Annotated in this window: 26 protein-coding genes; 18 read left to right on the forward strand and 8 right to left on the reverse strand. The window is 69.4% G+C overall.

Annotated features, from left to right (window positions below):
* The 3 genes from MZTS_RS14820 to MZTS_RS14830 form a co-directional block, all read left to right on the forward strand.
* A partial coding sequence (locus tag MZTS_RS14820; protein WP_192284433.1) for an apurinic/apyrimidinic endonuclease family protein occupies window positions 1–991 on the forward strand: 991 nt, incomplete at its 5' end.
* Window positions 992–1103: 112 nt separating this feature from the next.
* Entirely contained in the window at window positions 1104–3809 is a 2706-nt protein-coding gene (locus MZTS_RS14825) for a TIGR02302 family protein (RefSeq protein ID WP_192284434.1), read from the forward strand.
* Between the two features lie 67 nt (window positions 3810–3876).
* Complete coding sequence (locus MZTS_RS14830) at window positions 3877–4062, forward strand: twin transmembrane helix small protein (RefSeq protein WP_009864330.1); 186 nt, start codon at window positions 3877–3879, stop codon at window positions 4060–4062.
* 121 nt (window positions 4063–4183) lie between these two features.
* Here the strand turns inward: MZTS_RS14830 and MZTS_RS14835 are convergent, their stop codons facing one another.
* A complete protein-coding gene (locus MZTS_RS14835) occupies window positions 4184–4681 on the reverse strand; it encodes a lipocalin-like domain-containing protein (RefSeq protein ID WP_192284435.1) in 498 nt (165 codons plus the stop codon).
* Between the two features lie 284 nt (window positions 4682–4965).
* Here MZTS_RS14835 and MZTS_RS14840 point away from each other — a divergent pair, with 284 nt between their 5' ends.
* The 5 genes from MZTS_RS14840 to MZTS_RS14860 all read left to right on the forward strand — a co-directional run bounded on the left by MZTS_RS14840 (window position 4966) and on the right by MZTS_RS14860 (window position 9381).
* Window positions 4966–5604, forward strand: a complete 639-nt coding sequence (locus tag MZTS_RS14840; protein WP_192284436.1) for an acyloxyacyl hydrolase — start codon at window positions 4966–4968, stop codon at window positions 5602–5604.
* 139 nt (window positions 5605–5743) lie between these two features.
* Window positions 5744–6316: a cob(I)yrinic acid a,c-diamide adenosyltransferase gene (locus MZTS_RS14845; RefSeq protein ID WP_192284437.1), complete on the forward strand. Its 573-nt coding sequence runs from the start codon at window positions 5744–5746 to the stop codon at window positions 6314–6316.
* Between the two features lie 160 nt (window positions 6317–6476).
* Window positions 6477–7226, forward strand: a complete 750-nt coding sequence (locus tag MZTS_RS14850) for an electron transfer flavoprotein subunit beta/FixA family protein (RefSeq protein WP_192284438.1) — start codon at window positions 6477–6479, stop codon at window positions 7224–7226.
* 69 nt (window positions 7227–7295) lie between these two features.
* A complete protein-coding gene (locus MZTS_RS14855; RefSeq protein WP_192284439.1) occupies window positions 7296–8249 on the forward strand; it encodes an electron transfer flavoprotein subunit alpha/FixB family protein in 954 nt (317 codons plus the stop codon).
* A 250-nt stretch (window positions 8250–8499) separates the two neighbouring features.
* On the forward strand, window positions 8500–9381 hold the full coding sequence (locus MZTS_RS14860; RefSeq protein WP_009865116.1) for a 3-hydroxybutyryl-CoA dehydrogenase: 882 nt from the start codon (window positions 8500–8502) through the stop codon (window positions 9379–9381).
* A gap of 82 nt (window positions 9382–9463) precedes the next feature.
* Here MZTS_RS14860 and MZTS_RS14865 read toward each other — a convergent pair whose 3' ends face one another.
* The 5 genes from MZTS_RS14865 to MZTS_RS14885 all read right to left on the reverse strand — a co-directional run bounded on the left by MZTS_RS14865 (window position 9464) and on the right by MZTS_RS14885 (window position 15524).
* Window positions 9464–9742 carry a hypothetical protein gene (locus MZTS_RS14865; protein ID WP_192284440.1) on the reverse strand — a complete coding sequence of 93 codons (279 nt, stop codon included), beginning with the start codon at window positions 9740–9742 and terminating at the stop codon, window positions 9464–9466.
* A 113-nt stretch (window positions 9743–9855) separates the two neighbouring features.
* A complete protein-coding gene (locus MZTS_RS14870) occupies window positions 9856–10866 on the reverse strand; it encodes an NAD(P)H-quinone oxidoreductase (protein WP_192284441.1) in 1011 nt (336 codons plus the stop codon).
* A 137-nt stretch (window positions 10867–11003) separates the two neighbouring features.
* Window positions 11004–11654 carry a uracil phosphoribosyltransferase gene (upp, locus tag MZTS_RS14875; RefSeq protein WP_192284442.1) on the reverse strand — a complete coding sequence of 217 codons (651 nt, stop codon included), beginning with the start codon at window positions 11652–11654 and terminating at the stop codon, window positions 11004–11006.
* A 133-nt stretch (window positions 11655–11787) separates the two neighbouring features.
* A complete protein-coding gene (glgX, locus tag MZTS_RS14880; protein ID WP_192284443.1) occupies window positions 11788–13881 on the reverse strand; it encodes a glycogen debranching protein GlgX in 2094 nt (697 codons plus the stop codon).
* A 221-nt stretch (window positions 13882–14102) separates the two neighbouring features.
* On the reverse strand, window positions 14103–15524 hold the full coding sequence (locus MZTS_RS14885; protein ID WP_192284444.1) for a trehalose-6-phosphate synthase: 1422 nt from the start codon (window positions 15522–15524) through the stop codon (window positions 14103–14105).
* Window positions 15525–16010: 486 nt separating this feature from the next.
* Between MZTS_RS14885 and MZTS_RS14890 the strand changes: the two genes are divergently transcribed.
* The 4 genes from MZTS_RS14890 to MZTS_RS14905 are packed head-to-tail and all read left to right on the forward strand — an operon-like array spanning window position 16011 to window position 18089.
* The gene (locus MZTS_RS14890) at window positions 16011–16490 is read left to right on the forward strand and encodes a hypothetical protein (RefSeq protein WP_192284445.1); all 480 of its coding nucleotides are present in this window, start codon (window positions 16011–16013) and stop codon (window positions 16488–16490) included.
* 10 nt (window positions 16491–16500) lie between these two features.
* Window positions 16501–16908 carry a phage holin family protein gene (locus MZTS_RS14895; protein ID WP_192284446.1) on the forward strand — a complete coding sequence of 136 codons (408 nt, stop codon included), beginning with the start codon at window positions 16501–16503 and terminating at the stop codon, window positions 16906–16908.
* Window positions 16905–17288 (forward strand): DUF3618 domain-containing protein, encoded by a 384-nt coding sequence (locus MZTS_RS14900; RefSeq protein ID WP_192284447.1) that lies wholly within the window; start codon window positions 16905–16907, stop codon window positions 17286–17288. The genes MZTS_RS14895 and MZTS_RS14900 overlap by 4 nt, the downstream gene beginning before the upstream one ends.
* Window positions 17289–17348: 60 nt before the next feature.
* Window positions 17349–18089 (forward strand): hypothetical protein, encoded by a 741-nt coding sequence (locus MZTS_RS14905; protein ID WP_192284448.1) that lies wholly within the window; start codon window positions 17349–17351, stop codon window positions 18087–18089.
* Window positions 18090–18164: 75 nt separating this feature from the next.
* Here MZTS_RS14905 and MZTS_RS14910 read toward each other — a convergent pair whose 3' ends face one another.
* Both MZTS_RS14910 and MZTS_RS14915 read right to left on the reverse strand, forming a co-directional pair.
* Complete coding sequence (locus tag MZTS_RS14910) at window positions 18165–19151, reverse strand: CobW family GTP-binding protein (protein WP_009864768.1); 987 nt, start codon at window positions 19149–19151, stop codon at window positions 18165–18167.
* 122 nt (window positions 19152–19273) lie between these two features.
* Complete coding sequence (locus tag MZTS_RS14915) at window positions 19274–19858, reverse strand: TetR/AcrR family transcriptional regulator (protein ID WP_192284449.1); 585 nt, start codon at window positions 19856–19858, stop codon at window positions 19274–19276.
* A 196-nt stretch (window positions 19859–20054) separates the two neighbouring features.
* Here MZTS_RS14915 and MZTS_RS14920 point away from each other — a divergent pair, with 196 nt between their 5' ends.
* From MZTS_RS14920 to rpmG, 6 genes are all read left to right on the forward strand, one after another.
* Window positions 20055–20987 carry a quinoprotein relay system zinc metallohydrolase 2 gene (locus MZTS_RS14920; protein WP_192284450.1) on the forward strand — a complete coding sequence of 311 codons (933 nt, stop codon included), beginning with the start codon at window positions 20055–20057 and terminating at the stop codon, window positions 20985–20987.
* A gap of 43 nt (window positions 20988–21030) precedes the next feature.
* Window positions 21031–21846, forward strand: coding sequence for a quinoprotein dehydrogenase-associated SoxYZ-like carrier (locus tag MZTS_RS14925; protein ID WP_192284451.1), 816 nt, complete (start codon window positions 21031–21033; stop codon window positions 21844–21846).
* A gap of 17 nt (window positions 21847–21863) precedes the next feature.
* A complete protein-coding gene (locus MZTS_RS14930; protein WP_192284452.1) occupies window positions 21864–22451 on the forward strand; it encodes a rhodanese-like domain-containing protein in 588 nt (195 codons plus the stop codon).
* 36 nt (window positions 22452–22487) lie between these two features.
* The gene (locus MZTS_RS14935; protein ID WP_009866908.1) at window positions 22488–22877 is read left to right on the forward strand and encodes a thioredoxin family protein; all 390 of its coding nucleotides are present in this window, start codon (window positions 22488–22490) and stop codon (window positions 22875–22877) included.
* A 412-nt stretch (window positions 22878–23289) separates the two neighbouring features.
* Window positions 23290–24114: a 3-methyl-2-oxobutanoate hydroxymethyltransferase gene (panB, locus tag MZTS_RS14940; protein ID WP_009866907.1), complete on the forward strand. Its 825-nt coding sequence runs from the start codon at window positions 23290–23292 to the stop codon at window positions 24112–24114.
* A 165-nt stretch (window positions 24115–24279) separates the two neighbouring features.
* Window positions 24280–24447 (forward strand): 50S ribosomal protein L33, encoded by a 168-nt coding sequence (rpmG, locus tag MZTS_RS14945; protein WP_003602581.1) that lies wholly within the window; start codon window positions 24280–24282, stop codon window positions 24445–24447.
* The last annotated feature ends 296 nt before the right edge of the window (window positions 24448–24743 follow it).

Raw genomic sequence — 24743 nt, forward strand, 5'->3', positions numbered from 1 at the left:
CAAGGCCGCCAAGGATGCGGCCAAGCTGATGAATCTCGGCACGGTGACCATGGCGCATCTGGAGCGCCTCGGGCCCGCCGCCCGCTTCGAGAAGCTCGAAGGGGTGGTGCGCCACAACCTCGCGGCCCTGGAGCGTCAGGTCGCCTGGGTCGCGGCCCGGCCGCCCCTGGAGCGGCTCCTGCGCATGGCGAGTTCGGTGCTGCCCGGCTACACCCATCCGGTGGCGCAGCCGCTCTACGCCGAACCCGCCCTGCGCGACCGGATCGCCGCCGGGCTCGCCCGCATCGGTGAGCAGGCACGGGCGGGGGGCGTGCGGCTCAGCATGCATCCGGGCCCGTTCTGCATCATCGCCTCGCGCAACCCGAACGCGCAGGCCAACGGCATCGCCGAGCTCGAATACCACGCCGAGGTGATGGCGATGCTGGGCTACGGCTCCGGCTGGCACCCGCACGGCGCCCATGTGAACATCCATATCGGCGGGCGCGAACCCGGCATCGAGGGGTTTCGCGAGAACCTGTCCCTGATCTCGGAGACGGCGCGCAACCTGCTCACGGTCGAGAACGACGAGTCGCTGTTCGGCCTCGACGCGGTGCTGCGCCTGGGCGACCGGGTTCCGGTGGTGCTCGATCTCCATCACCACTGGGTCGAGAGTCGGGGCGAGTATCTCGAGCCCGACGATCCCCGGATCCAGGCGGTGATCGCCTCCTGGCGCGGGGTGCGGCCGGTGAGCCATATCAGCGTGTCGCGGGAAAGCCTGTTGCCCGACCACGATCCCGGCGCGCTGCCCGATTTCCCGGCCCTCTCGGGCCAGGGCCATTCCTGGCGCGACCTCGCCGCGCATTCCGAGCTGATGTGGAACGAGGCGGTCAACGCCCTGGTCGCCCGGCACCTCGTCTGGAGCGATTTCGAGATCGAGGCGAAGGGAAAGAATCAAGCGAGCGTGCCCCTGGCCGCGCGGATCGGGCGCGACCGGGAAGCCGCCGCCGCCTGACCTCGGCTGGGCGGATTTGACCCGGCGGACGGTGCCCGGCACCATGCTAGCTTCCTCATTCGTGCGCGGGGCGCTTTTCGCCCGGCGCCCGCGGGAGCCGCGACCGAACACGATGAGCGAGGCCGAACCGACGAAGCCGGCGGGCGAGGACCGGAAGAGAGAAACGCGCCGCCGTCTCGACCGGCTGGTGGCTCAGGCGCGGGCGGCGGGCCTGTGGGAGCGGGCCTGGCCGGTGCTGTGGCGGGGGCTCGGCGTCGGACTCGCCTTCCTGGTCGTGTCCTGGCTCGGCCTCTGGCTCGATCTCTCGCCGCTCTGGCGCAGGGTGGGGCTCGGGCTCTTCGCGCTCCTGCTCGTCCTCGCCTTGCTGCCGGCCCTGCGCCTGCGCGCCCCGAGCCGCCGCGAGGCCCTGGCCCGGATCGACCGGGAGGCCGCCCGGGGCGGCGCGGTCTCGCATGATCCCGCCTCCTCCATCGAGGACACGCTCGCCGTCGGCCAAGCCGATCCGGCCACCCGTGCGCTGTGGGCCCTGCACCAGTCGCGGGCCGCCGCCGCCGTGGCGCGGCTGAAGGCCGGCCGGCCCCGGCCGCACATGCCCGGCCACGACCCCCTGGCCCTGCGCGCGGGCATCCTCGTCGCCGCGCTGGCGGCCCTGTTCGTGGCCGGCCCCGAATGGCGCGGGCGCGTCGCCGCCGCCTTCGACTGGCGCGAGCCGCCGGCCGCCGCTCCGAGCTTCCGCGTCGATGGCTGGATCGATCCGCCGATCTATACCCGCGTGCCGCCGCTGATCGTGACCATGTCCGGCATGGGGGCCGGCGCGGGCCGGGACGCGGTGCAGCACCTGCGCGCGCCGGTCAATTCCATCCTCATCGTCCGCATCGCCGGCCATGGTGAGGCGGAGCTGACGCCCAACGCCGCCCTGGTCCCGGTGACGAAGGAGGAGGCGCCGGCCTCCCGCGCCCGCTCCGCACCCGCCCCCCAGGGAAGCGATGCCCGCGCCACCCTGCGGGAGGAGCGCTTCCGGCTCGCAGGCGGCACGGCGGAACTCGGCATCGCCGCCTCGGGCGCGGAGCCGCAGCGCCTCGTCATCGAGACGATCCCCGATCTGCCGCCGGAGGTGCGCCGGGTCGGCGAACTGGAGGTCAACGGACGCGGCACCTTCAACCTGACCTACCGCGCCAAGGACGATTACGGCATCGCCTCCGCCGAGGGGCTGATCGAGCCGGTCAAGCCGGGCCGCTCCCTGGTGCCGGTGCCGAAGATCGGGCTCGCCCTGCCCACCGACGCCACCGGCGAGACCGACACCAAGACGCTGGTCGACCTCACCGACAATCCCTGGTCCGGGGCGCGGGTGAAGCTGACGCTGGTGGTCCGCGACGAGGCTGGCCAGGAGGGGCGCACCCAGCCCGCCGAGATCGTGCTGCCGGCCCGGCCCTTCAGCCAGCCCCTGGCCCGGGCGCTGGCGGAGGAGCGCCGCCGCCTCGTCACCGCCCCCGACGAGGACCGCGCCCGCGTCCAGACCGCCCTCGACGCCCTGCGCATCGCGCCGGAGCGCTTCACGCCGCAGCCCGCGATCTTCCTCGGGCTCACCACCGCCGCCAACCGCCTGCGCGCGGCGACGACCGACGGGGACCTGATCGCCGTCGCCGACCTGCTGTGGGAGATGGCGCTCAAGATCGAGGACGGCGACCTCTCCGATGCCGAGAAGGCCCTGCGCGCCGCCCAGGATCGCCTCAAGGAGGCGATCGAGCGCAACGCGCCGGACGAGGAGATCAAGCAGCTCACCCAGGATCTGAAGCAGGCCCTGGACAAGTTCATGAAGGAATTCGCCCAGCGCCAGAAGCCGCAGAACCGCCAGCAGCAATCCGAGCGGCAGCAACAGCAGCAGCGCGGCCAGACCGTCACGCCCGACGATCTCGAGAAGATGATCAAGGACATGCAGGAGGCGATGCAGCGCGGCGACACCGCCGAGGCACAGCGCCTGCTCGACCAGCTCCGCAACGTCCTGGAAAACCTCCAGAACGCCGAGAACGGCCAGAAATCCGATGGCGGCATGGCCGAGATGAACCGCCAGCTCGACGAACTCGACAAGATGTCCCGCGAGCAGCAGGACCTGCGCGACGAGACCTTCAAGGAGGGCCAGCAGGGGCAACGCCCCGGCCAGCGCCAGCGGCCGCAGAACGGTCAGCAGCAGGGCCAGCGCGGGCAGCAGCCCGGCCAGCAGGGTCAGCAGAGCCAGGGGCAGCAAGGGCAGGACCAGCAGGGGCAGCAGGGCCGAGGCCAGCAGGGCCGAGGCCAGCAGGGTCAGGGGCAGCGGGGCCAGCAGGGCCAGAGCACCGGCCAGCGCCAGCAGGGGCTGCGCGAGCAGCTGCAGGATCTCAAGGAGCGGATGAAGCAGCAGGGATTGCAGGGCGAGGAAGGCCTCGCCGATGCCGAGGGCGCCATGCGCGAGGCCGAGGAGGCCCTGGGGCAGGGCCGCAGCGGCGATGCCGTGGACGCGCAGGGCCGGGCCCTCGAAGGGCTGAAGCGCGGTGCCGAGGGCATGCAGAAGCAGATGCAGCAGATGGCCGAGGGCGAGGGCCAGCAGGAGGGGCAATCCCCCGGACAGCAGGGCCGCTCCGGCGCGGCCGAGGACGATCCGCTCGGCCGCCCGACTCGCGGGCGCGACCTCTCCGACGGGAATGTGCGCGTGCCCAATGCCGACGAATCCGCCGTGCAGCGCGCCCGCCGGATCATGGAGGAGCTGCGGCGCAAGCTCGGCGACCCCTCGCGTCCGCAGGAGGAACTCGACTATTTCGAGCGCCTGCTTCGCCGGAACTGACACCGCCGACCATTTCCTACCGGGCCGGGCTCACGGGAGCGCGGCCCCTGCCCGAGATCACCGATCCATGTCCGCCAACCAGCTCGTCCTGCTTGCCTGCCTCGCCGTGGCCGGCGTGCTGCTCTTCGGTCTCGTCAACATGATGCGAGGCGGCAGCGCCAACCTCTCGCAGACGCTGATGCGGCTGCGGGTGCTGCTTCAATTCATCGCGATCCTGGTCATCATGGGCGTGGTCTGGTGGCGTTCGGCCTGATCCGCCCGCGCGGGCTCAGACCCAATCCGTCTGATCCTCTCGGGATGGCGGATTGGGGCTTCGCTCGAACGCCGCGCGGGTTTGCCGAGACGCAACCCGCTCCGATCAAGCGGAGGCCGTATCACTCCTTCCCGCGCTCGAAGGTCACGATGCTGCGGGTCTCGCCGCGATCAGCCCAGTTCGGCATCACCCGCCAGGGCGTGAGGACGCGCAGGCGCTCGCCCTCCAGGGTGAACATCCGGGTCTGTTCCGAGCCGACCCATTTTGGATCCCAGGCCACGTCGAGTTTGGCGATCCACTTGTCCCCGTCGAGGCGGTATCGTCCGGTATAGGAGACGAGGGTCTTGAACAGGGCGGCCCGCTGCGCGTCGTCCTCGGCCGGCTTCCGTCCCTCGCCGGTCAGCACGAAGAAGACGCGCTTCTCCGGCGTGAAATAGGCGTAGCCGGTCGGGTGCGCGCCCATCACCGGCAGCATCTCGCCGGTCGCGCGCACCTCCACCTCGTACGACACGAGTTTCCACAGGCCGCGCAGGCGCGCCTCGTCCTCCGCCCGGGCCGGACCCGGGCTCAGGCCGGCCGAGAGCGTGGCGAGCGCCGCCAGCGCGAATCCTGTCCGCATATCCGCCTCCCTGCCGAAGACCGTTCTCTCCAGGACCGCTTGATTCAGGCGCGGCCGAGCCGGTCGATCAAATGACACAATGCGGGCTGTCCCCCTGGCGGGCAAGCCTCTCGTCCGGCAGGAGCGTCGTAGGCGCGCCGTCGGCTCGGCGCCGAGAGCGCGGACCGAGTGTGGCGTCGAGGCCCCACCGAGCCGGCAAAAGCGTGGGAGTCGGATGAATCCGAGGGCTGTGACCGAAGCGGCATGATATTGGGGCCAGGTTGAAACGGACGGATCGACCGCCGATGACCTCACCTCTTGCCCGGATCTTCGTCGGCGTCCTCGCCGCCTCGGCCGTCACGGCCGTGCAGGCCGCCGATCTCGGTGGCGCCCGGGCCCCCGCGCCGCTGCCCTACGCCGCCCCCGTCCAGCCCTACAGCATCGTCTCCGAAGTCCGCATCGGCGGCTCGGTGCAGGATCCGGGCAGCGCCGAGGGCAAGGCGGCCGGTTTCAGCACCGCGAACGTCAACGGCGAGATCCTGTTCGCCAAACCGGTCGTCAGCGCCGACCCGTTCTGGCAGGCCTTCGTGCCGCGTCCCACCGTGGGCGGCAGCTACAACACCGGCGGCCGCACCAGCTACGCCTATATCGGCGGCACCTGGACCGTCGATCTCTTCCCCGAGACCCTCGACCGCCGCGTGTTCATCGAGGGCTTCTTCGGCGGCGCCGCCCATAACGGCTATACCGGCCCGAAGGAGTTCACGCCCTACGGCTTCAACACCCTCGGCTGCTCGCCGCTCTTCCGCGAGGCCGCCGCGCTCGGCTTCCGCATCAGCGAGCATTGGAGCGTGATGGCGACGGTCGAGCACATGTCCAATGCCGGCCTCTGCGCCAACAATCGCGGCCTGACCAATTACGGCGGCAAGATCGGCTACACCTTCTGACCCGTCGAGGGCGGGTCGTCGCCCTCTCCGGTTCGCCGCAACCGAGGTGCCGAAAGCATCTTGCCGAAAGCATCTTGCCAAGACCCGCCGCGCGCGAAACATCGCCCGGCGGGTTTTGTTTGCCCGCGGGAGGCAGGCCGTGGTCAAGCTCAACCGCATCTACACACGCACCGGCGACCGGGGCACCACCGGCCTCGCCAACGGCGAGCGCCGTTCCAAGGCGGATCTGCGGGTCGAGGCCTACGGCACCGTCGACGAGACCAATGCCTGCATCGGGCTCGCCCGCCTGCAGGCCGAGCCGGCTCTCGACGCGATGCTGGCCCGCATCCAGAACGACCTGTTCGATCTGGGTGCCGATCTCGCCACCCCGCCGAGCGACAAGCCCCTCGGCTACGAGCCCCTGCGGGTGGTCGCCGCGCAGGTGCAGCGGCTGGAGGCGGAGATCGACGCGCTCAACGAGCATATCCCGCCGCTGACCTCCTTCGTTCTGCCCGGCGGCTCGCCGACGGCGGCCGCGCTCCATCTCGCCCGCACCGTGTGCCGCCGCGCCGAGCGGCTGGTGGTGTCGCTGTCGGGGATCGAGAGCGAGGCGATCTCGGGAGAGGCCCTGCAATATCTCAACCGGCTGTCCGACTTCCTGTTCGTGGCCTCCCGCGCGGCCAACCGGAACGGGGCCGACGACGTGCTGTGGGTTCCCGGTCAGAATCGTTGAATCCGCGCGGGTCACGCCCCCGATAAGGCGCGTTGACAAGCGGGAAATCGCCTCGTTACGGTCCCGCCGCCCCGACAATCAATCGAGTGGCGTCGAGCGAGTCCTGAGATCGTCCGTAAGTGGCGCCTGGACTGCGCGGGCGCGGAGGAAAGCGACTGCCATGAAGGTTCTGGTGCCCGTCAAGCGGGTCGTCGACTACAACGTGAAGATCCGCGTCAAGGCCGATGGGTCGGGCGTGGAACTGGCCAACGTCAAGATGTCGATGAACCCCTTCGACGAGATCGCCGTCGAGGAGGCGATCCGCCTCAAGGAAAAGGGCAAGGTCACCGAGATCGTCGCCGTCTCGATCGGCCCGCAGCAGGCCCAGGAGACGCTGCGCACCGCGCTCGCCATGGGCGCCGACCGGGCGATCTTGGTCAAGACCGACGTGAATTGCGAGCCGCTCGCCGTCGCCAAGCTGCTCAAGGCGGTGGTCGAGAAGGAAGGTCCGAACCTCGTCATCCTGGGCAAGCAGGCCATCGACGACGATTCCAACCAGACCGGCCAGATGCTCGCCGCCCTGCTCGGCTGGCCGCAGGGCACCTTCGCCTTCCGGCTCGAATTCGGTGAGGGCGCCATCGATGTGACCCGCGAGGTCGATGGCGGCCTGCAGACCGTCTCGCTCAAGCTGCCGGCGATCGTCACGACCGATCTGCGCCTGAACGAGCCGCGCTACGCCAGCCTGCCCAACATCATGAAGGCGAAGAAGAAGCCGCTCGAGGAGCTCTCCCCCGAGGGGCTGGGGATCGACGTCACCCCGAAGCTGACCGTGCTCAAGGTCGCCGAGCCGCCGGGCCGCTCGGCCGGCGTGAAGGTCGGCTCCGCGGCCGAGCTGGTGCAGAAGCTCAAGGTCGAAGCCGGCGTGCTCTGATCCCGCCCGGCGCCGCTCCCGGCTCCGGTCGAGCGGCGCCCCTTCCCCCTTCTTTCGAAAGTTTCGCCGATGACCACGCTCCTCTACGTCGAGCACGCCAACGGGCAGATCAAGGACGGCACGCTGAAGGCCCTCACCGCCGCCAAGCAGCTCGGCCAGCCGATCCATGCCCTGGTGCTCGGCTCCGGTTCCAAGGCGGCCGCGGACGCGGCGGCCAAGCTCGACGGCGTCGAGAAGGTGCTCAACAGCGAGGAGAGCGTGTACGACCACGACCTCGCCGAGCCGACCGCCGCGCTGATCGCGGCCATCGCCGAGCCCTACGACGCCATCGTCGCCGCCGCCACGACCACGGGCAAGAACACCCTGCCGCGCGTGGCCGCGCTCCTCGACGTCGCGCAGATCTCCGACATCATCAAGGTCGTCTCGCCCGATACCTTCGAGCGGCCGATCTATGCCGGCAACGCGATCCAGACCGTGCAGGCCGGCGCCGGCAAGCGGGTCATCACCGTGCGCACCGCCGCCTTCAAGGCCGCGGAAGAGGGCGGGGCCGCCGCTTCCGTCGAAGCGGTCTCGGCCGCGGCGCCCGACGCCCTCGGCGCCGCCTACAAGAGCGAGGAGATCGCCAAGTCCGACCGGCCGGAACTGGCCTCGGCCAAGTTCATCGTCTCCGGCGGCCGTTCGCTCGGCTCGGCGGAGAAGTTCAAGGAGCTGATCGAGCCCCTCGCCGACGCCCTTGGCGCCGCCGTCGGCGCCTCGCGCGCGGCGGTCGATGCGGGCTACGCCCCCAACGACTGGCAGGTCGGCCAGACCGGCAAGGTGGTCGCCCCCGACCTCTACGTTGCCATCGGCATCTCCGGCGCGATCCAGCATCTGGCCGGCATGAAGGATTCGAAGGTCATCGTCGCGGTCAACAAGGACGAGGACGCTCCGATCTTCCAAGTGGCGGATTACGGCTTGGTCGGCGACCTGTTCCAGGTCGTGCCGGAGCTTCAGGCCGAGATCGCCAAGGCCAAGGACCGGTAAAGGAGTCTCGCGCTATACCGGTTCCGGCCCCGGTCGGGACCGGCGCCATCGGCGAAGCGCCCCTCACCTCCAAGCCGTGTCTCACAGTGCGGAAGGGGGCGTGTCGCCGGTGAGGACAAGTCCGCGACGAACTGTGAAACCGATCCGGCAAACCTGCGGCTAGGGGTCGGTTTGACGCATTTGTTGCAGTGCCGCATTCTAGGGATGCGGTTTGAGGACGATGCCGCAGCAGGCAGGACGCGATACGGGTATGGGCATCGAGATCAAGACGGTCGGCATCATCGGTGCCGGCCAGATGGGGAACGGCATCGCGCATGTCTGCGCGGCGTCGGGCCTCGACGTCCGGCTGAATGACCGCGATCCCGACCGGATCGAGGCAGGCCTCGCGCTGATCGACGCCAATCTCGCGCGTCAGGTTCAGAAGGGCACCCTGAGCGAGGAGCATCGCCGCAGCGCCCTGGAGCGCATCGCGGTCGCCCGCAGCTTCGACGATCTCGGCCCCTGCGACCTCGTCATCGAGGCGGCCACCGAGGACGAGGCGACCAAGCGCAAGATCTTCCAGGCGCTCTGCCCGTCGCTGAAGCCGGATGCCCTGGTCGCCACCAATACCTCGTCGATCTCGATCACCCGGCTGGCGGCCTCGACCGACCGGCCGGATCGCTTCATCGGCATCCACTTCATGAACCCGGTGCCGCTGATGCAGCTCGTCGAGCTGATTCGCGGCATCGCCACCGAGGATCCGACCTACGAATCGGCCAAGGCCTTCATCGCCAAGCTCGGCAAGACCTCGACCATGTCGGAGGATTTTCCGGCCTTCATCGTCAACCGCATCCTGCTGCCGATGATCAACGAGGCGATCTACACGCTCTACGAGGGCGTGGGCTCTGTGGAATCGATCGATACGGCGATGCGGCTCGGTGCCAACCATCCGATGGGCCCGCTGCAGCTGGCCGATTTCATCGGCCTCGATACCTGCCTCTCGGTGATGCAGGTCCTCTACGAAGGGCTGGCGGATTCGAAGTACCGCCCCTGCCCGCTGCTGGTGAAATATGTCGAGGCCGGCTGGCTCGGCCGCAAATCCAAGCGCGGTTTCTACGATTATCGCGGCGAGACGCCGATCCCGACGCGCTGAAACGATCCTCAGGGATCCCGTCACGAAAAGCCTCCCGAGAGCGGGTCCCGGGAGGCTTTTTACCGAGATGAAGCGGCGGCCGTTACTGGGCCGACTTCTGCGCCGGCTGCGGATAGGCCGGGTTCTCGGCGGGGACGTTGGAGCTGTTGGAGGACGGAGCCTTGTTGACCGAGCCCGTCGTGATCTCGCGGGCCGATTCCTGGCTCTTGCCGGCGTAATCGGAGGTGGTCTCCGCCCGGTTCCAGCTCAGGAGGCCGACCGTGGCAACGGCCAGGAGCACGAGGCTCGCCACCAGCACGTAGAGGACCGGCTTGCCCTTGGTCCCCTGGCGGGCCTCGGTTTGATTCTCGATCTGCGCCATGGATTCCCTCTGATTGCCTCTCGGCCACCCATGGGACGGGCGGCGCGGTTTCGCATCGGATATGCGTCGCCAACGCCGGTCCGGCTTCGAGAGTTCCTGAGGAAGCTGTGCCGTCAGCGGCCGGTCACGAGCAGGATCTTGCCGCTGTGGCTGCTGGTTTCCATCAGCTCATGGGCCTGGCGCGCCTCGTCCAGGGGGAAGGTGGCGTGCACGATCGGGCGGATCTTGCCCGCTTCGACGAGCGGCCAGACATCCCGCTTCAGGCCCTCGGCGATGGCGGCCTTGGCCTCCTTGGCCTGGGCCCTCAGGGTCGCGCCGGTGATGGTCAGGCGCTTGAGCATGATCGGGGTGAGGGTGAGGCTCTCCGCCTTGTAACCCTGCATGAACGCGATCTGGACGAGGCGGCCCTCCACCGCCAGGGAGGCGATGTTCCTCGAGAGGTAGGCGGCGCCCACCATGTCGAGGATCACGTCGACGCCCTTGCCGTCGGTGAGTCGCTTCACCTCCTCGGCGAAATCCGCCTCGCGGTAATTGATGGCGGCATCCGCCCCCAGCTCCTCGCAGAACCGGCACTTCTCGGCCGAGCCGGCGGTGGTGAGAACGCGGGCGCCGTGCTGCTTGGCGATCTGGATCGCCGTGGTCCCGATGCCGCTCGACCCGCCATGGACCAGGAAGGTCTCGCCCTTCTGCAGGCGCCCGCGCTGGATCACCGTGGAATAGACCGTGAAGACGGTCTCGGGCAGCCCGGCCGCCTCCACCAGCGAGAGCGATTCCGGCTTCCTGAGCACCTGCCCGATTTCGGCCACCGCGAACTCGGCATAGCCGCCGCTGATCACGAGGGCGCAGACCTCGTCGCCGACGGAGAATCCGGTCACGCCCTCGCCAAGAGCGGCGATGCGGCCGGCGATCTCCAGGCCCGGAATCTCGGTCGCGCCCTTCGGTGGCGGGTAGCTGCCCTGGCGCTGCATGATGTCGGGCCGGTTCACCCCCGCCGCGACCACCTCGACCAGCACCTGGCCCGCACCCGGCTTCGGCAGCGGCACGGTCTCGACCGCGATCACCTCCGGGCCGCCCGCGCCCTGAAAGCGGATCTGGCGCATGGTCTCGGGCAGGGTGTGGGACATCGGCGGCACCTCAGGCTTGGTTCGGCGGACGGTCGCGCGCGGGGGCGCCCCCATCGTTGCTCGGGTCATGGCTCACATGGCGCATGGGGTGGGGCGCGTCGAGCCGTGCCGCGCTCCGTCGATCGGAACGCGCGCGATCAGCGCGTGCCGTACATCCGGTCGCCGGCATCGCCGAGACCCGGCACGATGTAGCCGTGGTCGTTGAGATGGCTGTCGATGGCCGCCGTCCAGACCGGCACGTCGGGATGCGCCGCCTGGAAGCGGGCGATCCCCTCCGGCGCGGCGAGCAGGCAGACGAAGCGGAGATCCTTCGCGCCCCGGCTCTTCAGGCGCTCCACCGCCGCGACCGCCGAGTTGGCGGTGGCGAGCATCGGATCGAGCACCAGCACCGTGCGGTCGGCCAGATCCGACGGGCTCTTGAAATAGTACTCCACCGCCTGCAGCGTGTCGGGATCGCGGTAGAGCCCGACATGGGCGACGCGGGCGGAGGGCATCAGCGAGAGCATGCCGTCGAGGAAGCCGACGCCGGCCCGCAGGATCGGGGCGAGCACCAGCTTCTTGCCGGCGATCCGGCGCCCCTCCATCGGCTGAAGCGGCGTCTCGATGGTGACCGGTTCCAGCGGCAGATCGCGGGTCACCTCGTAGGCGAGCAGCATGCCGATCTCGTTGAGGAGTTCGCGAAACCCCTTCGTCGAGCGGTCGCGGTCGCGCATCATCGTCAGCTTGTGCTGGACGAGGGGGTGATCGACCACCGTCACCCGCGCCGCCCCGCCGCGTTCCACCTGCATCGATCCCGTCCCCTTTCGATCCGGGGGCAGGATGCCACGGAGGGATGAGGAAGCCGAGACGCCTGCGACGTTTTCCCGGCCGAACGTCCCGGAGCAGGGGGCAGGATCGGATCGTCCTCGGTGGAGGCGGCGTTCAGGCGAGAACGGGCGGAGACTTGAGCACCAGGACCGCTCGCTCGGGCAGGGCGACGGTGCCGCCGGCCGGGACGGCCGGACGGGTATCCTCCGGTACCGCGCCGACGGCGAGGGTCGTGTCGAAGACCGGGCGCCAGGGGCCGCCGAGGGCGGGCGGCAGGGCGAAGGGGCAGGGGGCTTGCGCGGCGTTGACGAGGATGAGGACGCGCTCCGAGCCCTCGATGTCGTTGCTCATCTGCATGCCGAAGGCCTGACGCTCGCCATCGGCCCAGGCGGCCTCGTCCATCTCGGTGCCGTCGGGGGAGAGCCAGTGCACGTCCTTCAGCGCGGTCTCGCCGACTTGGCTGCCGATCAGGAAGTGGCGCCGCCGCAGGGAGTGGCAGGCCCGGCGCAGGGCGGCGAGGTTCGCCACGAACTCGGTCAGGCTCGGATCGGGGTCGTTCTTCCAATCCATCCAGCTCAGGGCATTGTCCTGGCAATAGGCGTTGTTGTTGCCCCCTTGCGAGCGCGAGCGCTCGTCGCCCATCAGCAGCATCGGCACGCCCTGGGCGAAGAACACACAGGCCAGCATGTTGCGCTTCTGGCGGGCGCGGAGGCTCAGGATGGCGGGATCCTCGGTCGGCCCCTCGACGCCGTAATTGGCCGAGAGGTTGTGGCCGTGGCCGTCGCGGTTCTCCTCGCCATTGGCCGCGTTGTGCTTCTCCGCGTAGGCGACCACGTCGGCCAGGGTGAAGCCGTCATGGGAGGCGACGAAATTGATGCTGGCGAGCGGCGAGCGCCCGGACGGCAGGAAGATCTCGCGTGAGCCCGACAGCCCCTGGGTCAGCTTGGCGAGCGTCCCGGCATCGCCCCGCCAGAAGCCGCGCAGATTGTCCCGGAACTGGTCGTTCCACTCGCTCCAGCCGTAAGGGTAGCCGCCGAGCCGGTAGCCGCCCATGCCGATATCCCACGGCTCGGCGATGAGCTTGACCCGCGAGAGCACGGGATCCTGCTGTACCGCCTGGAAGAAGGCGGCCTGGGGGGAGAAGTCGAGCGGCGCGCGGCCGAGGCTGGAGGCGAGATCGAAGCGGAAGCCCGCCACGCCGTAGGCGGTCACCCAGTGGCGCAGGGAATCGAGCACCATCCGCATCACCCGCGGATGGGCGACGTTGAGGGTGTTGCCGCAGCCGGTGCAATCGACGGTGCGGCGCGGATCGTCGGGGTCGAGCTTGTAATAGCTCGCATTGTCGATGCCGCGGAACGACAGGGTCGGCCCGAGATGGTCGCCCTCGGCGGTGTGGTTGTAGACCACGTCGAGCAGGGTCTCGATGCCGGCGGCCGCCAGTTCGCGGATGGCGAAGCGCAGGCCGCTGGCATCGCCGTCGCCGAGATAGCGCGGCTCCGGGGCGAAGTAGTTGTAGGGCTGGTAGCCCCAGAAGTTGACGAGCCCCTTCTCCACCAGGAAACGGTCGTCGGCGAAGGCCTGGATCGGCAGCAATTCGAGGGCGGTGACGCCGAGCTTCAGCAGGTGCTCGATGATCGCCGGATGGGCGAGCCCGAGATAGGTGCCGCGCTCGGCGTCCGAGAGGGCCGGATGCGTCATGGTCAGCGCCTTGACGTGGGCCTCGTAGATCACCGTCTCGTGCAGCGGCCGGGACGCGGGCAGGGCGATGGGGTCCGGGGTCTCGGGCCGGGTCACCACGCCGCGGGGCAGGAAGGGGGCGCTGTCGCGCCGGTCGATCTGGTCCTCGCGGGCGCCGCCGCGGCGGTGTCCGTAGAGCGCGTCGTGCCAGCGGATACGCCCCGCGATCTCCCGGGCGTAGGGGTCGAGGACGAGCTTCGAGGGGTTGAAGCGATGCCCCGCCGCCGGATCCCACGGACCGAACACGCGATAGCCGTAGAGCTGACCCGGCAGCAGGCCGTGGAGGTAGCCGTGGAAGACGTCGTCGGTCCGGCAGGGCAGGCGGATGGTGCGGTGCTCATGGCGCGCACCGGGCTCGAACAGGCAGAGATCGACTCGGGTCGCGTTCTGCGAGAAGAGAGCGAAATTGACGCCGCGCCCGTCGAAATGTGCGCCGAGCGGCGTCGGCAGGCCCTCTTCGATGACGATCATTCCGGTCCTTCGGGAAGCAGACTCTTCGGGTCGGGAGTCTGTCAGAGCGCGGTGATCCCCTTCATCTCCTCATCCTGGGGTGCCGCGCAAGCGGCCTCGAAGGAGGCTCCGGTTCGCGTACGATTTCTGGAGCATCCTTCGAGGCCCACGCTTCGCTCCGGCACCTCAGGCTGAGGGGGAGGCTTGGAGGAACCTCGGTCGTGTCCCGGCTGTCGCGAAACCTACTCCGCCGCCGCCGCCGTGGTCGGCGGTTCGCGCTCGACGGTGCGGAAGCTCTCCAGCTCCGTCATGTAGCAGCGGGCCCACCAATCGACGTCCTCGCGCAGCATCCGCTCGGCCATCGGCTTCCAGCGCTCCAGGCGCTCGCCCCGGGGCATGTAGAGCGCCTGCCGGATCGCCTCGGCGACCTCGAACCGGTCGTAGGGGTTGACCAGCAGCGCCTCGGGCAATTGCCGCGCGGCGCCGGCGAATTTCGAGAGGACGAGGACGCCGGGATCCTCCTCGCTCTGGGCGACGACGTATTCCTTGGCCACGAGGTTCATGCCGTCGCGCATCGGCGTGACGAGGCCGACCCTGGCCGCCCGGTAGAGACCGGCCAGCACCGGGCGCGGATAGGCCTTGGTGACGTACTGGATCGGCGTCCAGGCCGGCTCGCCGAGCATGCCGTTGATGTCGCCGACCTTCTCGTTCACCTCGCGGGCGAGCTGCTCGTATTCCGGCACCTCGCTGCGGGATTTCGGGGTGATCTGGATGTAGACGACGTTGCCGCGCTGGTCCGGGTTCGAGGCGAAGAAGCGGTCCACCGCCTCCATGCGCTCCGGCACGCCTTTCGAGTAATCGAGTCGGTCGACGCCGATCAGCAGCTTGCGGGTGCGCAGGCCCGCCATGGTCTCGCGCACCACCTTGTTGGAGCCGGCCTTGTCGGCGGCCTCCTTGAAGCCGGCGACATCGATGCCGATGGGGAAGCTGCGGATCCGGGTGCGGCGCCCGTCCACCATCATCGAGCCGCCGCCCAGCGGGATCGCCCGCATCGTGTCGATGAAATTGCGCGAGAGGTTTTGGACGTCGGAATCGGTCTGCAGGCCGATCAGGTCGTAATCGGCGAGGGCCCGCAGCAGGTCACCGCTGGCGGGCAGGGTATTGAACACGTCCGCCGCCGGCCAGGGGATGTGGTGGAAATAGCCGATCGGGTTGGCGATGCCCTGGCCGCGCAATTCGCTGGCCAGGGGCAGCAGATGGTAATCGTGGACCCAGATCAGGTCGTCGGGCTCGACCAGCTTGGCCAGCGCCTGGGCGAAGGTCTGGTTGACGCGCTGGTAGCCGGCATAATCGGAGCGGGAGAAGGTCCCCAGACCGATCCGGTAATGCATGATCGGCCAGAGCGCCCGGTTGGCGAACCCCGCATAATACTCGCGGTGATCCTGGGGCGAGAGGTCGAGGACGGCGTAGCGGATCGACCCGCGGTCGATCAGCTCGGGCTCGGTGCTCGGGTTCTCGCGGATGTTGCCGCTCCAGCCGAACCACAGGCCCTCGTAAGAGGAAAACGCCTCCTTGACCGCGACGGCGAGTCCCCCTGCGGAGACCGCATCCTTGCCCTCGGCGGGCACGGCGACACGGTTGGAGACAATGATCAGACGTGCCACGAACCCGGCTCCGGTCCTCGCTGGGGCAGGCACGCGGGACGCGCCTGCCTAAGGGTCTTGAGGGTCTTGCGTCTGGGGGAAAACGCGCGGAAGCCAAGCGCGATCCGTCGGGCGACAGCCAAGCGCATCGCTTCCTGCCGGTCAAGCAGGCGTTCCGACGATCTCACCGCTGTCCCATCCGGCATCCGCCCGCCCGGCTCCCGCACCTCGCCGCGTCCTTCGCAGTGCAGCAGAGCGGCCGCCACCATGCAAGGGCCAAGCTGAACGGGCGCTGACATCCGGCTGCGAATCGCAGTCCGCTCGGGGAGCAGGGGCATGGGAGAACGGCGCTTCCTCGCCTTTTCTTCTGACGGAGCCTCCGCTGTCCCGCAGCCGCGGTGCTTCGGTGCATCCGGGAACGGAACCCTCCGACACGGCCAACGGTTCTCCGGCCGAGTTCACCGATTATCGATGCGCCGAGGCGCCTTGAGTCCGGAGTCACGACCCATGACAGCTGCCACATCCCCAGATCCGGTCGGTCATGCCAAGCCGGCCGACACCAGGGCCGATCTGGAGGATCTGCGCCACGATGTGGAAGACACGGCGAGCGTGGCGGCCGAGCGCGGCCGGGGCTTCGCCGCCGCCGCGCGCCAGCATGCCCTGGCCTATGTCGACGACCGGAAGGGCGAGGCCGCCCGCTCCGTCTCCGACCTCGCCAAATCCCTGCGCGATTCGGGCAAGACCTTCGACGACCGCCCCAATGTGCGCGCCTTCTTCGACAGCGCGGCCGAGGGGCTCGACGATCTCGCCGGTTCGATCGAGCGGCGCAGCCTCGACGATTTCTACCACGAGGCGGAGGCCTTCGCCCGCCGTTCCCCGGTGACCGTCGCGGTGGCGACCTTCGCGGCGGGCTTCCTGCTGTCGCGCTTCGTCAAGGCATCCGGCACCACCGAGGCGAATCGCTCCTACGACGGCTACCGGGCCTGAGGGGAGCGCCATGACGACCCCTCACCCCTCCCCGCCGTCCTCTTCCATCCAATCCCTCGTTGCCGATGCCCTGCGCGAGGCGAGCGAACTCGCGAGCAAGGAGATCGCGCTCTTCCGCACGGAGATGACGAACAACGTCCGCTCTCTGTTCGTCGGCTTGGCCATGATGGTCTTCGCTGCCGTGTTCGCGATCACGGCGATGCTGGTGCTGATCGGCGCGCTGGTGAAGTTCGTCGCGACGCTGGTGGGATCGGAATGGCTCGCGGCGCTGCTGGTCGGCGGCGGCATGCTGCTCATCGCGGTGGTGCTCGGCGTCATCGGGGCGCGGGCGATGTCCCTGTCCAACCTCGCCCCGACCCGGACCTCGCGGCAGGTCCGGCAAGATGCCCGCGCGCTGACGGAAAGGGTTTCGGGATGAGCGAATCGATCTCGGATCTCGAGAAGGACATCGAGCAGAGCCGGGCCCGGCTCGACGAGACCATCGACCGGATCCAGGGGCGGCTGAACGCGTCGAGCCTCGTCGACGAGATGCTCGGCTCGGTGCAGCGCACGCCCTATAGCGGCCTCTACGACGACGCCCTCGAGGCCGTGCGCCGCAACCCCGTGCCGGTGCTGCTGATCGCGGCGGGCGTCGGCCTGCTGCTCAACGGCATGCGCTCCGTCCGCCGGCCGGCCACCCGCGCCGTGGTGCCGGTGGAGACCAAGCCCGTCACCGTGACCGGCGCCGACCGCACCTACGATCCCGACGCCCCCGGCGGACGGCCCGTCCACGATCTGTCCCCCGAGCGTCAGGTCTGACCATCATCAGGGCCGCGCCGGTTCCCCGTGCAGGCGGCCTGTCAGGAAACGGAGCCCATCATGAGCCAAGGTCCGAACCATTCAGGTCCCGGTACGCCGCCCTCCGGCGCCCCCGTGGAAACGTTGCCCGAGCACATCGCCGGCCAGTCCGGCATGCCCCGCGAGGCCGGTGTCGAGCACAGCTTGCACGACCTCCACGACCGCGCCACGGCGTCGGGCCGTGAGGCCAATGCCCGCCTGCAGGCCGGCCTGCAGGATAAAGCGGACCAAGCCGCGGAGGGGGCCCGTAGCCTGCGTGACCGAGCCGCCGACCGGGCGTCCGACCTCCGGGATCGGGTGAGCGATGCGGCCGATTCCGCCCGCGAACGGGCCGGCGAGGCCTATGAGGATGCCCGCTCCTGGGCCGAGGACAGCTACGAGAGCCAGCGCCGGCGCGCCGCCGACCTCGCGGATCGCGGCTATCGCCGGCTGCATGAGAGCCGCACCGCCACCGAGCAGTTCGTGTCCGAGAACCCGATCCTCGTCGGCGTGGTCGGCCTCGCCGCCGGCCTGCTCCTCGGGGCGCTGCTGCCGCGCACCCGCCAGGAGGACCGCGCCCTCGGTCCCTATGCCGACGACCTGCGCGATCAGGGCATCCGCTACGCCCGCGACCTCACTCATCGCGGCCGGGCCTTCGTCGAGACGGCCCTCGACCCCGAGAACCTCGATGCGGCGGTCAAGCGCGCCACCGCCCCGACCGGTTCCGCCACCGGCTCCGCGCCGGGACACGACGGGACCGCGCAGGCCGCTCACCGCCCGTAAGGCGGAGCTGCGGCCGGGGAGAGATCTCCCCGGCCGCCTTCGCCTCTTCGTCCGGTGCAGCCGCCGCGCGCCGGATCAGGCCTTGCAGGCGTAGAAGCCCTCGCGGATCGCCTCCGGATCGAGGTTGCGGCCGATGAAGACGACGCGGGAGACGCGTGTCTCGTCGACGCCCCAGGCGCCCTGCAGGTCGCCGTCCAGGATCATGTGCACGCCCTGGAAGACGAAGCGGTTCGGCTCGTCGGGGAAGGCGACGATCCCCTTGCAGCGCAGAATGTCCGGCCCCTGAACCGTGGTCAGGTTCGAGATCCAGGGCATGAACTTCTCGGGATCCACCGGGCCGTCGATCTTGGCCGAGACCGACTGCATCTGCGCGTCGTGGTGATGGTGGTGGCCCTCCTCCAGGAAGTCGGGCTCGAGGTCGAGGATGCGCGACAGGTCGAAGGCCTTGCGGTCGAGCACCGCGTCGAGGGCGATGTTGCAGCGCTCGGTGCGGTGGACCTTGGCATAGGGGTTGATACCCCGGATCTGGCCCTCGACCCGGTCGAGATCCTCCTTCGCCACGAGGTCGGCCTTGTTGAGCAGGATCACGTCGGCGAAGGCGATCTGGTTCTTGGCCTCGGGCGCGTCGGCGAGGCGGTCGGACAGCCACTTGGCGTCGGCCACCGTCACCACCGCGTCGAGGCGGGCGGCCTCGCCGACATCCTGATCGACGAAGAAGGTCTGGGCGACGGGGGCCGGGTCGGCGAGGCCGGTGGTTTCGACGATGATCGCGTCGAACTTGCCGCGCCGCTTCACCAGCCCGTCCATGATGCGGATCAGGTCGCCGCGCACGGTGCAGCAGACGCAGCCGTTGTTCATCTCGAACACTTCCTCGTCGGCGCCGACCACGAGGTCGTTGTCGATGCCGATCTCGCCGAACTCGTTGACGATCACGGCGTAGCGCTTGCCGTGCGGTTCGGTGAGGATGCGGTTGAGCAGCGTCGTCTTGCCGGCCCCGAGATAGCCGGTGAGCACCGTCACCGGGATCTTCTGGGACGAGGCGCTGAGGGAGGCGTCGGACATGAGGAACCTGGGCGGCTGAGGCAGGGAGGAAATCGTCCCTGTCATATTGTATCAATGGGCGGCGGTGAAAGGCCGCCTCCGCACAAGGCAGCCCCCAGGCAGCCTCGCTTCGGTGCGTAATCTCAGGCCTGTCCGCCGGAGCCGGGCGGCCGCAGCCCTTCCCCCAAAGCCACCAGCGCCTTTCCGAACCCCTCCGGCCCCGCCAGGAAGCGTTCCAGCAGCAGGGCCCCCTCCAGCGTCGCCACCACCATGCGGGCATGGGCCTGCGGGTCGAGGCCGGGGCGGATGCTGCCATCGGCCTGCCCCTCCGCGAGCACGCGGGTCAGCCAGGCGATGTGCTTGTCGAAGAAGGCGGCGATGGCGCGGCGCAGGCCCTCGGGCAGGGTCTCCAATTCGACGGCGAGGGCGGCGCAGAGGCAGCCGAGCCCCTGCTCGACGCCGCCGAGATAGAGCCGGCCATAGGCCTCGATCCGTGCCGCCCCGTCGGAGGTCTGTGCCAGGATCGCGTCGAGTGCCGCATCGTAGCGGGCGTCGTAGGCGGCGATCAGGGCCCGGGCGAGATCTTCCTTGGTGCGGAAATGATGATGGATGCTTGCCTTGCGGATGCCGACCGCCTCGGCGAGATCGGCATAGCTGAAACCGGAATAGCCCCGGCCGCGCACTAGGATCTCGGCCTCGCTCAGGAGCGATGCGCGCGTGTCTCTCATCGTCGCTCCGCTTCTCCGGTTTCCTCGTCCCGAGCCGATCACGTGATCGCGACGGCTCCCTGCCTCCTCGATCCTGGCACTTGACGCAGGAAAAATCTACCTACTAGATGGTTGGCACTATATCGCTGAATATTGTGAGGGAGCGGCCGATGGCGGCACGGTGGTGCCTCGGGCGTCGATCTATCGGGAGGCGCCGGTGAACGGCTCCGTCACCCGTCGTGGGGCGCTGCTCGGCGGCCTCTGCCTGTGCTGCCTGCCGCGCGCGGGCTTCTCGGCGGAATCCCTGTCGATGGACGAGGTGGCGCCGGGCGTGTTCGTGCGGCGCGGCCCCGATGCGGAGGCGACGCCGGAGAATGTCGACGGCATCGCCAATATCGGTTTCATCGTCGGGCGGGACGGGGTGCTGGTCACCGAATCCGGCGGCAGTCTGACCGACGGGCAATGGCTCAGGGCCGAGATCGCCAAGCGCACCGACAAGCCGATCCGCTACGTGCTGCTGACGCATGTCCATCCCGACCACGTCTTCGGCGCCGCCGCCTTCCGTGGCGACAACCCGATCTTCGTCGGCCATGCCGCCCTGCGCGGCGCGCTCGATGCCCGGGGCGAATTCTACCGCAAGCGCCTCGCCGAAATCCTCGGGGAGGCGCGTGCGGGCGAGGTGGTCTACCCGACCCTGGAGGTGAAGGACGGGGCGGAGATCGATCTCGGCGGCCGAACCCTGCGCCTCACCGCCCATGGCAGCGCGCACACCACCTGCGACCTGTCCATGCTCGATACCGGCAGCGGCCTGCTGTTTCCCGCCGACCTGCTCTTCGTCGGCCGGATTCCCTCTCTCGATGGCAGTCTGCTCGGCTGGTTCAAGGAGATCGAGCGGCTGCAAGGAATGGGCGCGGCGCGGGCGGTGCCGGGCCACGGCCCGACCTCGGTCGCCTTCGCGCCCGCGATCGCCGATCTCACGCGTTATCTTTCCGCCCTGCGCGACGAAACGCGCAAGGCGGTGGCCTCCGGCGTCCCGATCGAGACCGCGGTGCAGACCGTCGCGCTCGCAGAGAAGGACAAATGGGCCCTGTTCGACACCTATAACGGCCGCAACGTCACCCAGGCCTATCAAGAGCTGGAGTGGGAGTAACCCACGCCCTGTTCCGGGGGACCTTCGGGGAAGGAGACCGACCATGAAACGCCTGATGCTCGCCCTCAGCCTCACCCTGTCCGCCGCCGCGCTCGCGCCGGGCCATGTCCGGGCCGGGGCCACCGACACGGATGAGGAGCGCGCCGCCCGCTGGAGCGAGATCAAGACATCCATCTTCGGCGACCGCGCGGTCACGGCGAGCGAGAGCGCGGTCAAGATCGACGCGCCCGCCCGCGCCCTCGACGCGGCCCTGGTGCCGATCGGCCTGACGCTCGCCGACAAGGACAACGTGAAGGGGCTCTCCTTCATCATCGACGACAACCCGTCGCCCTACGCGGCGCATTTCACCTTCGGGCCGGCGGCGGATCCGGGCGAGATCAAGCTGCGGGTGCGGGTGAACAACTACACCAACGTCCATGCCGTGGTGGAGACCAAGGACGGCAAGCTCCTCGAAGCGGCCAAGTTCGTCAAAGCCTCCGGCGGCTGCTCGGCGCCGATGGGCATGAGCGACGAGGAGGCGATGAAGGGCATGGGCGAGATGCGCCTGAAGTTCGGCGGCGAGGTTCAGCCCGGCAAGCCGGCCGAGGCGACGCTGATGGTGCGCCACCCGAATTTTTCGGGGATGCAGATGAATCAGGTCACCCGCGACTACACCCCGGCCCGCTACATCGAGAAGCTCGACGTGACCTACGGCGACGCGCTGGTGTTCCATCTCGACGGCGACATCTCCATCGCCTCGAACCCGGTCATCCATTTCGGCTTCAAGCCCGAGGGCAAGGGGCCGATCAAGGTCGTGGCCTCCGACAACCAGGGCGGACGCTGGGAGCAGAGCTTCCCGGTTCCCTCCGCCAGCAACTGAGGCCGATGGGAAACGCCATGCGGGTGATTGCCAGAACAGCGGCGCTCGGCGTGCTCGGCCTGATGCTCGGCGCGGCCGGTCCCGCCGATTCGCCGGTCGGCGTGCCGGAGCCGGAGGGGCTCTATACCGGGCCGCCGCGGGGCTACACCCCGGCGACCCTCAAGGGGGCGACGGTGGTCGACCTCAAGGGGCTCGAAAAGCTGCTGCCGGAAAACCCCGTCCTCATCGACGTAGTGCTGGCCGATCACCGGCCGCAGGGCCTGCCCGCCGACCGGCCCTGGCTGCCGACGCATCGCTCGCTGCCCGGCGCCGTCTGGATGCCGGGCGCGGGGGCTGCCCCCCTCGCCCCCGAGCAGGAGGAGGCCTTCCTGGCGCGCGTCGCCGCGCTGACCGGCGGCGACAAGGCGAAGCCGGTGGTGACCTTCTGCCGGCCCGAATGCTGGGGCAGCTGGAATGCGGGGAAGCGCCTGGTCGCGGCCGGCTATACCCGCGTCCACTGGTTCCCCCTCGGCGTCGAGGGGTGGCAGGACAGCCACGACACCGCCGTCGCCAAGCCCGATCCGGCCTGGACCGCCGCCGTCAGCGGGCGCGCGGCGCAGCGCTGATCCCCGGCAGCCAGCCGGGAGCACGAGGATGATCCGATGACGACCCGCCGCGCCCTCATCCTCGCCGCCCTCCTCGTCGCCGGCCTGCCGAGGGCCGGGTCCGCCGCCGAGGCGAAGCCCTATGACGGGCCGGCCTTCGAGGCCGCGCAGGGCGAGGGGCGGCCGATCCTGGTTCAGATCTCCGCCCCCTGGTGCCCGATCTGCCGGACGCAGAAGCCGATCCTGGCCTCGCTGGCGGCGGAGCCGCGCTTCAAGGACCTCGCCATCTTCACCATCGACTTCGATGGCCAGCGGGATCTCGTGCGCCGGTTCGGGGCGCAGATGCAGAGCACCCTGATCGTCTACAAGGGCCGGACGGAGGTGGGCCGCTCCGTCGGCGAAACCCAGCCGGAATGGATCGAGCAGCTCCTCGAAAAGGCGCTCTGACACTTTTTCGCCCTATTCGGGACCGGTTGCGGCCGAGCTCAATATCTGAGCAGTGTCAAAGCCCTCGATCACAGACTCGGCCATTGACAGGAGCGCGGATGTGGCGGAAAAGCGGCGGGCCCGGAGGCGGACCGAAGTCTAGGGAGGAAACGCCCGAAAAAGGGCGAGCGGGGCCAGCGGCGCGCACCTCACGGGATCGATCCGGCCGCCATGTCGGCCGTTCCGCGTGATGGGCACGAAGCGCCACCGCACAGGAAGGCCGAGCCCCTCCGGGTGACACCTCTCCACGAATCAACCGGAACGATGGCGGTGGCCCCCTGCGGGGCGGCGCGAACGGGCTTATAGAGCGGGTCCGCACGATGCGCCCGGCCCGACCGGGATTCGAGGAACGCCAGCTTCCGGATTGCAAGCCATGTCGCAGGTTGTCCAAACCCGTCGCCTGCAGGCGGTCGATCTGATCAAGCGCAAGGCCGAAGGGCGCAAGATCATCGCGCTCACCGCCTACCACGCGCATACGGCGAACATCGTCGACGCCTATTGCGACTTCGTCCTCGTGGGTGATTCCCTCGGCATGGTGATGCACGGGATGGAATCGACCCTGCCGGTGACGCTGGAGATGATGATCCTCCAGGCCCAGGCGGTGATGCGGGGAACCTCCCGCGCCCTCGTCGTGGTCGATATGCCGTTCGGCTCCTATGAGGCGAGCCGCGAGCAGGCCTTTCTCAACGCCGCCCGCGTCCTCAAGGAGACGGGGGCCGGAGCGGTCAAGCTGGAGGGCGGCGCCCGCTTCGCCGAGACCGTCGCCTTCCTGACCGAGCGCGGCGTGCCGGTGATGGGCCATATCGGCCTCACCCCCCAATCCGTGAACACCATGGGCGGCTTCAAGGTGCAGGGCCACGGGGCCGGCGACGAGGAGCGCCTGCGGGCGGATGCCCGCGCCATCAGCGATGCGGGCGCCTTCTCCATCGTCCTCGAAGGCATTGTCGAGCCGGTGGCGCGGGCCATCGCCGGCGATCCCGCCATCCGTGCGGCGACCATCGGGATCGGCGCGACCGCCGCCTGCGACGGGCAGATCCTCGTCCTCGAGGACATGCTCGGCCTCAGCGACCGGGTGCCGCGCTTCGTCAAAAGCTTCGGCTCCCTGCGCACGCAGATCGAGGAAGCGGTGCGGGCCTATGCGGACGAGGTCCGGGCCGGGCGCTTCCCGGCGGAGGATCACACCTACCCGCCCCGGTGACGTGCCAGGTGACGTGCCCGGCGACGTGGCGGCTTGACGAAGCGGCACCCATCGGGCATTGACCGCCCCGGAATTCGGCCGGGGCTTCCCGGCCTTTTGCGTTTCGCCCGCGCTGGCGCCGGCCACACAGCGAACCGCCCCGCACAGCTTTAGGAGCGCCCCGCCATGGCCAAGGCCGTTACCGTCAAGATCCGCCTCGTCTCGACCGCCGACACGGGCTATTTCTACGTCACCAAGAAGAACTCGCGCACGCAGACCGAGAAGATGGTCATGAAGAAGTATGACCCGGTGGCGCGCAAGCACGTCGAGTTCAAGGAAGCCAAGATCAAGTAAGCCTGCGCTTCCCTCTCGCGAGGGTTTGGAAAGCCGCTCCGGAAACGGGGCGGCTTTTCACGTTGAGGGGGCTCCGCCCGGCGCGAGCCTCGCGGGATTGCGACGACGGGGGCTGTGCCGTCGGTGATCCTCGCGCAAGCGAGATCGGCTAGAGAGGGGGGATGAGCACCCTGCCCGCCCATTTCGCCCCGGCCGGTATCGGCCTGACCATCGCCTCCGCGGCCACGGTTCTCGACCGTGCCGGCTACGCCCATTCGGCGGAGATCACCCTGGGCGCGGCCCTCGCCGCCGCCGCG

It is taken from the genome of Methylorubrum zatmanii (assembly GCF_014845115.1).
Taxonomy (GTDB): domain Bacteria; phylum Pseudomonadota; class Alphaproteobacteria; order Rhizobiales; family Beijerinckiaceae; genus Methylobacterium; species Methylobacterium zatmanii.

Coding starts and splice junctions, on each gene's coding strand:
- glgX (WP_192284443.1), bottom strand. CDS start 13,881: ATGATCGTCATCGAAGAGGGCCTGCCGACGCCGCTCGGCGCACATTTC.
- MZTS_RS14840 (WP_192284436.1), top strand. CDS start 4,966: ATGACCTCACCTCTTGCCCGGATCTTCGTCGGCGTCCTCGCCGCCTCG.
- MZTS_RS14905 (WP_192284448.1), top strand. CDS start 17,349: ATGAGCCAAGGTCCGAACCATTCAGGTCCCGGTACGCCGCCCTCCGGC.
- MZTS_RS14825 (WP_192284434.1), top strand. CDS start 1,104: ATGAGCGAGGCCGAACCGACGAAGCCGGCGGGCGAGGACCGGAAGAGA.
- MZTS_RS14910 (WP_009864768.1), bottom strand. CDS start 19,151: ATGTCCGACGCCTCCCTCAGCGCCTCGTCCCAGAAGATCCCGGTGACG.
- rpmG (WP_003602581.1), top strand. CDS start 24,280: ATGGCCAAGGCCGTTACCGTCAAGATCCGCCTCGTCTCGACCGCCGAC.
- MZTS_RS14865 (WP_192284440.1), bottom strand. CDS start 9,742: ATGGCGCAGATCGAGAATCAAACCGAGGCCCGCCAGGGGACCAAGGGC.
- MZTS_RS14830 (WP_009864330.1), top strand. CDS start 3,877: ATGTCCGCCAACCAGCTCGTCCTGCTTGCCTGCCTCGCCGTGGCCGGC.
- MZTS_RS14870 (WP_192284441.1), bottom strand. CDS start 10,866: ATGTCCCACACCCTGCCCGAGACCATGCGCCAGATCCGCTTTCAGGGC.
- MZTS_RS14930 (WP_192284452.1), top strand. CDS start 21,864: ATGCGGGTGATTGCCAGAACAGCGGCGCTCGGCGTGCTCGGCCTGATG.
- MZTS_RS14835 (WP_192284435.1), bottom strand. CDS start 4,681: ATGCGGACAGGATTCGCGCTGGCGGCGCTCGCCACGCTCTCGGCCGGC.
- MZTS_RS14935 (WP_009866908.1), top strand. CDS start 22,488: ATGACGACCCGCCGCGCCCTCATCCTCGCCGCCCTCCTCGTCGCCGGC.
- MZTS_RS14915 (WP_192284449.1), bottom strand. CDS start 19,858: ATGAGAGACACGCGCGCATCGCTCCTGAGCGAGGCCGAGATCCTAGTG.
- upp (WP_192284442.1), bottom strand. CDS start 11,654: ATGCAGGTGGAACGCGGCGGGGCGGCGCGGGTGACGGTGGTCGATCAC.
- MZTS_RS14890 (WP_192284445.1), top strand. CDS start 16,011: ATGACAGCTGCCACATCCCCAGATCCGGTCGGTCATGCCAAGCCGGCC.
- MZTS_RS14855 (WP_192284439.1), top strand. CDS start 7,296: ATGACCACGCTCCTCTACGTCGAGCACGCCAACGGGCAGATCAAGGAC.
- MZTS_RS14850 (WP_192284438.1), top strand. CDS start 6,477: ATGAAGGTTCTGGTGCCCGTCAAGCGGGTCGTCGACTACAACGTGAAG.
- MZTS_RS14895 (WP_192284446.1), top strand. CDS start 16,501: ATGACGACCCCTCACCCCTCCCCGCCGTCCTCTTCCATCCAATCCCTC.
- panB (WP_009866907.1), top strand. CDS start 23,290: ATGTCGCAGGTTGTCCAAACCCGTCGCCTGCAGGCGGTCGATCTGATC.
- MZTS_RS14925 (WP_192284451.1), top strand. CDS start 21,031: ATGAAACGCCTGATGCTCGCCCTCAGCCTCACCCTGTCCGCCGCCGCG.
- MZTS_RS14860 (WP_009865116.1), top strand. CDS start 8,500: ATGGGCATCGAGATCAAGACGGTCGGCATCATCGGTGCCGGCCAGATG.
- MZTS_RS14900 (WP_192284447.1), top strand. CDS start 16,905: ATGAGCGAATCGATCTCGGATCTCGAGAAGGACATCGAGCAGAGCCGG.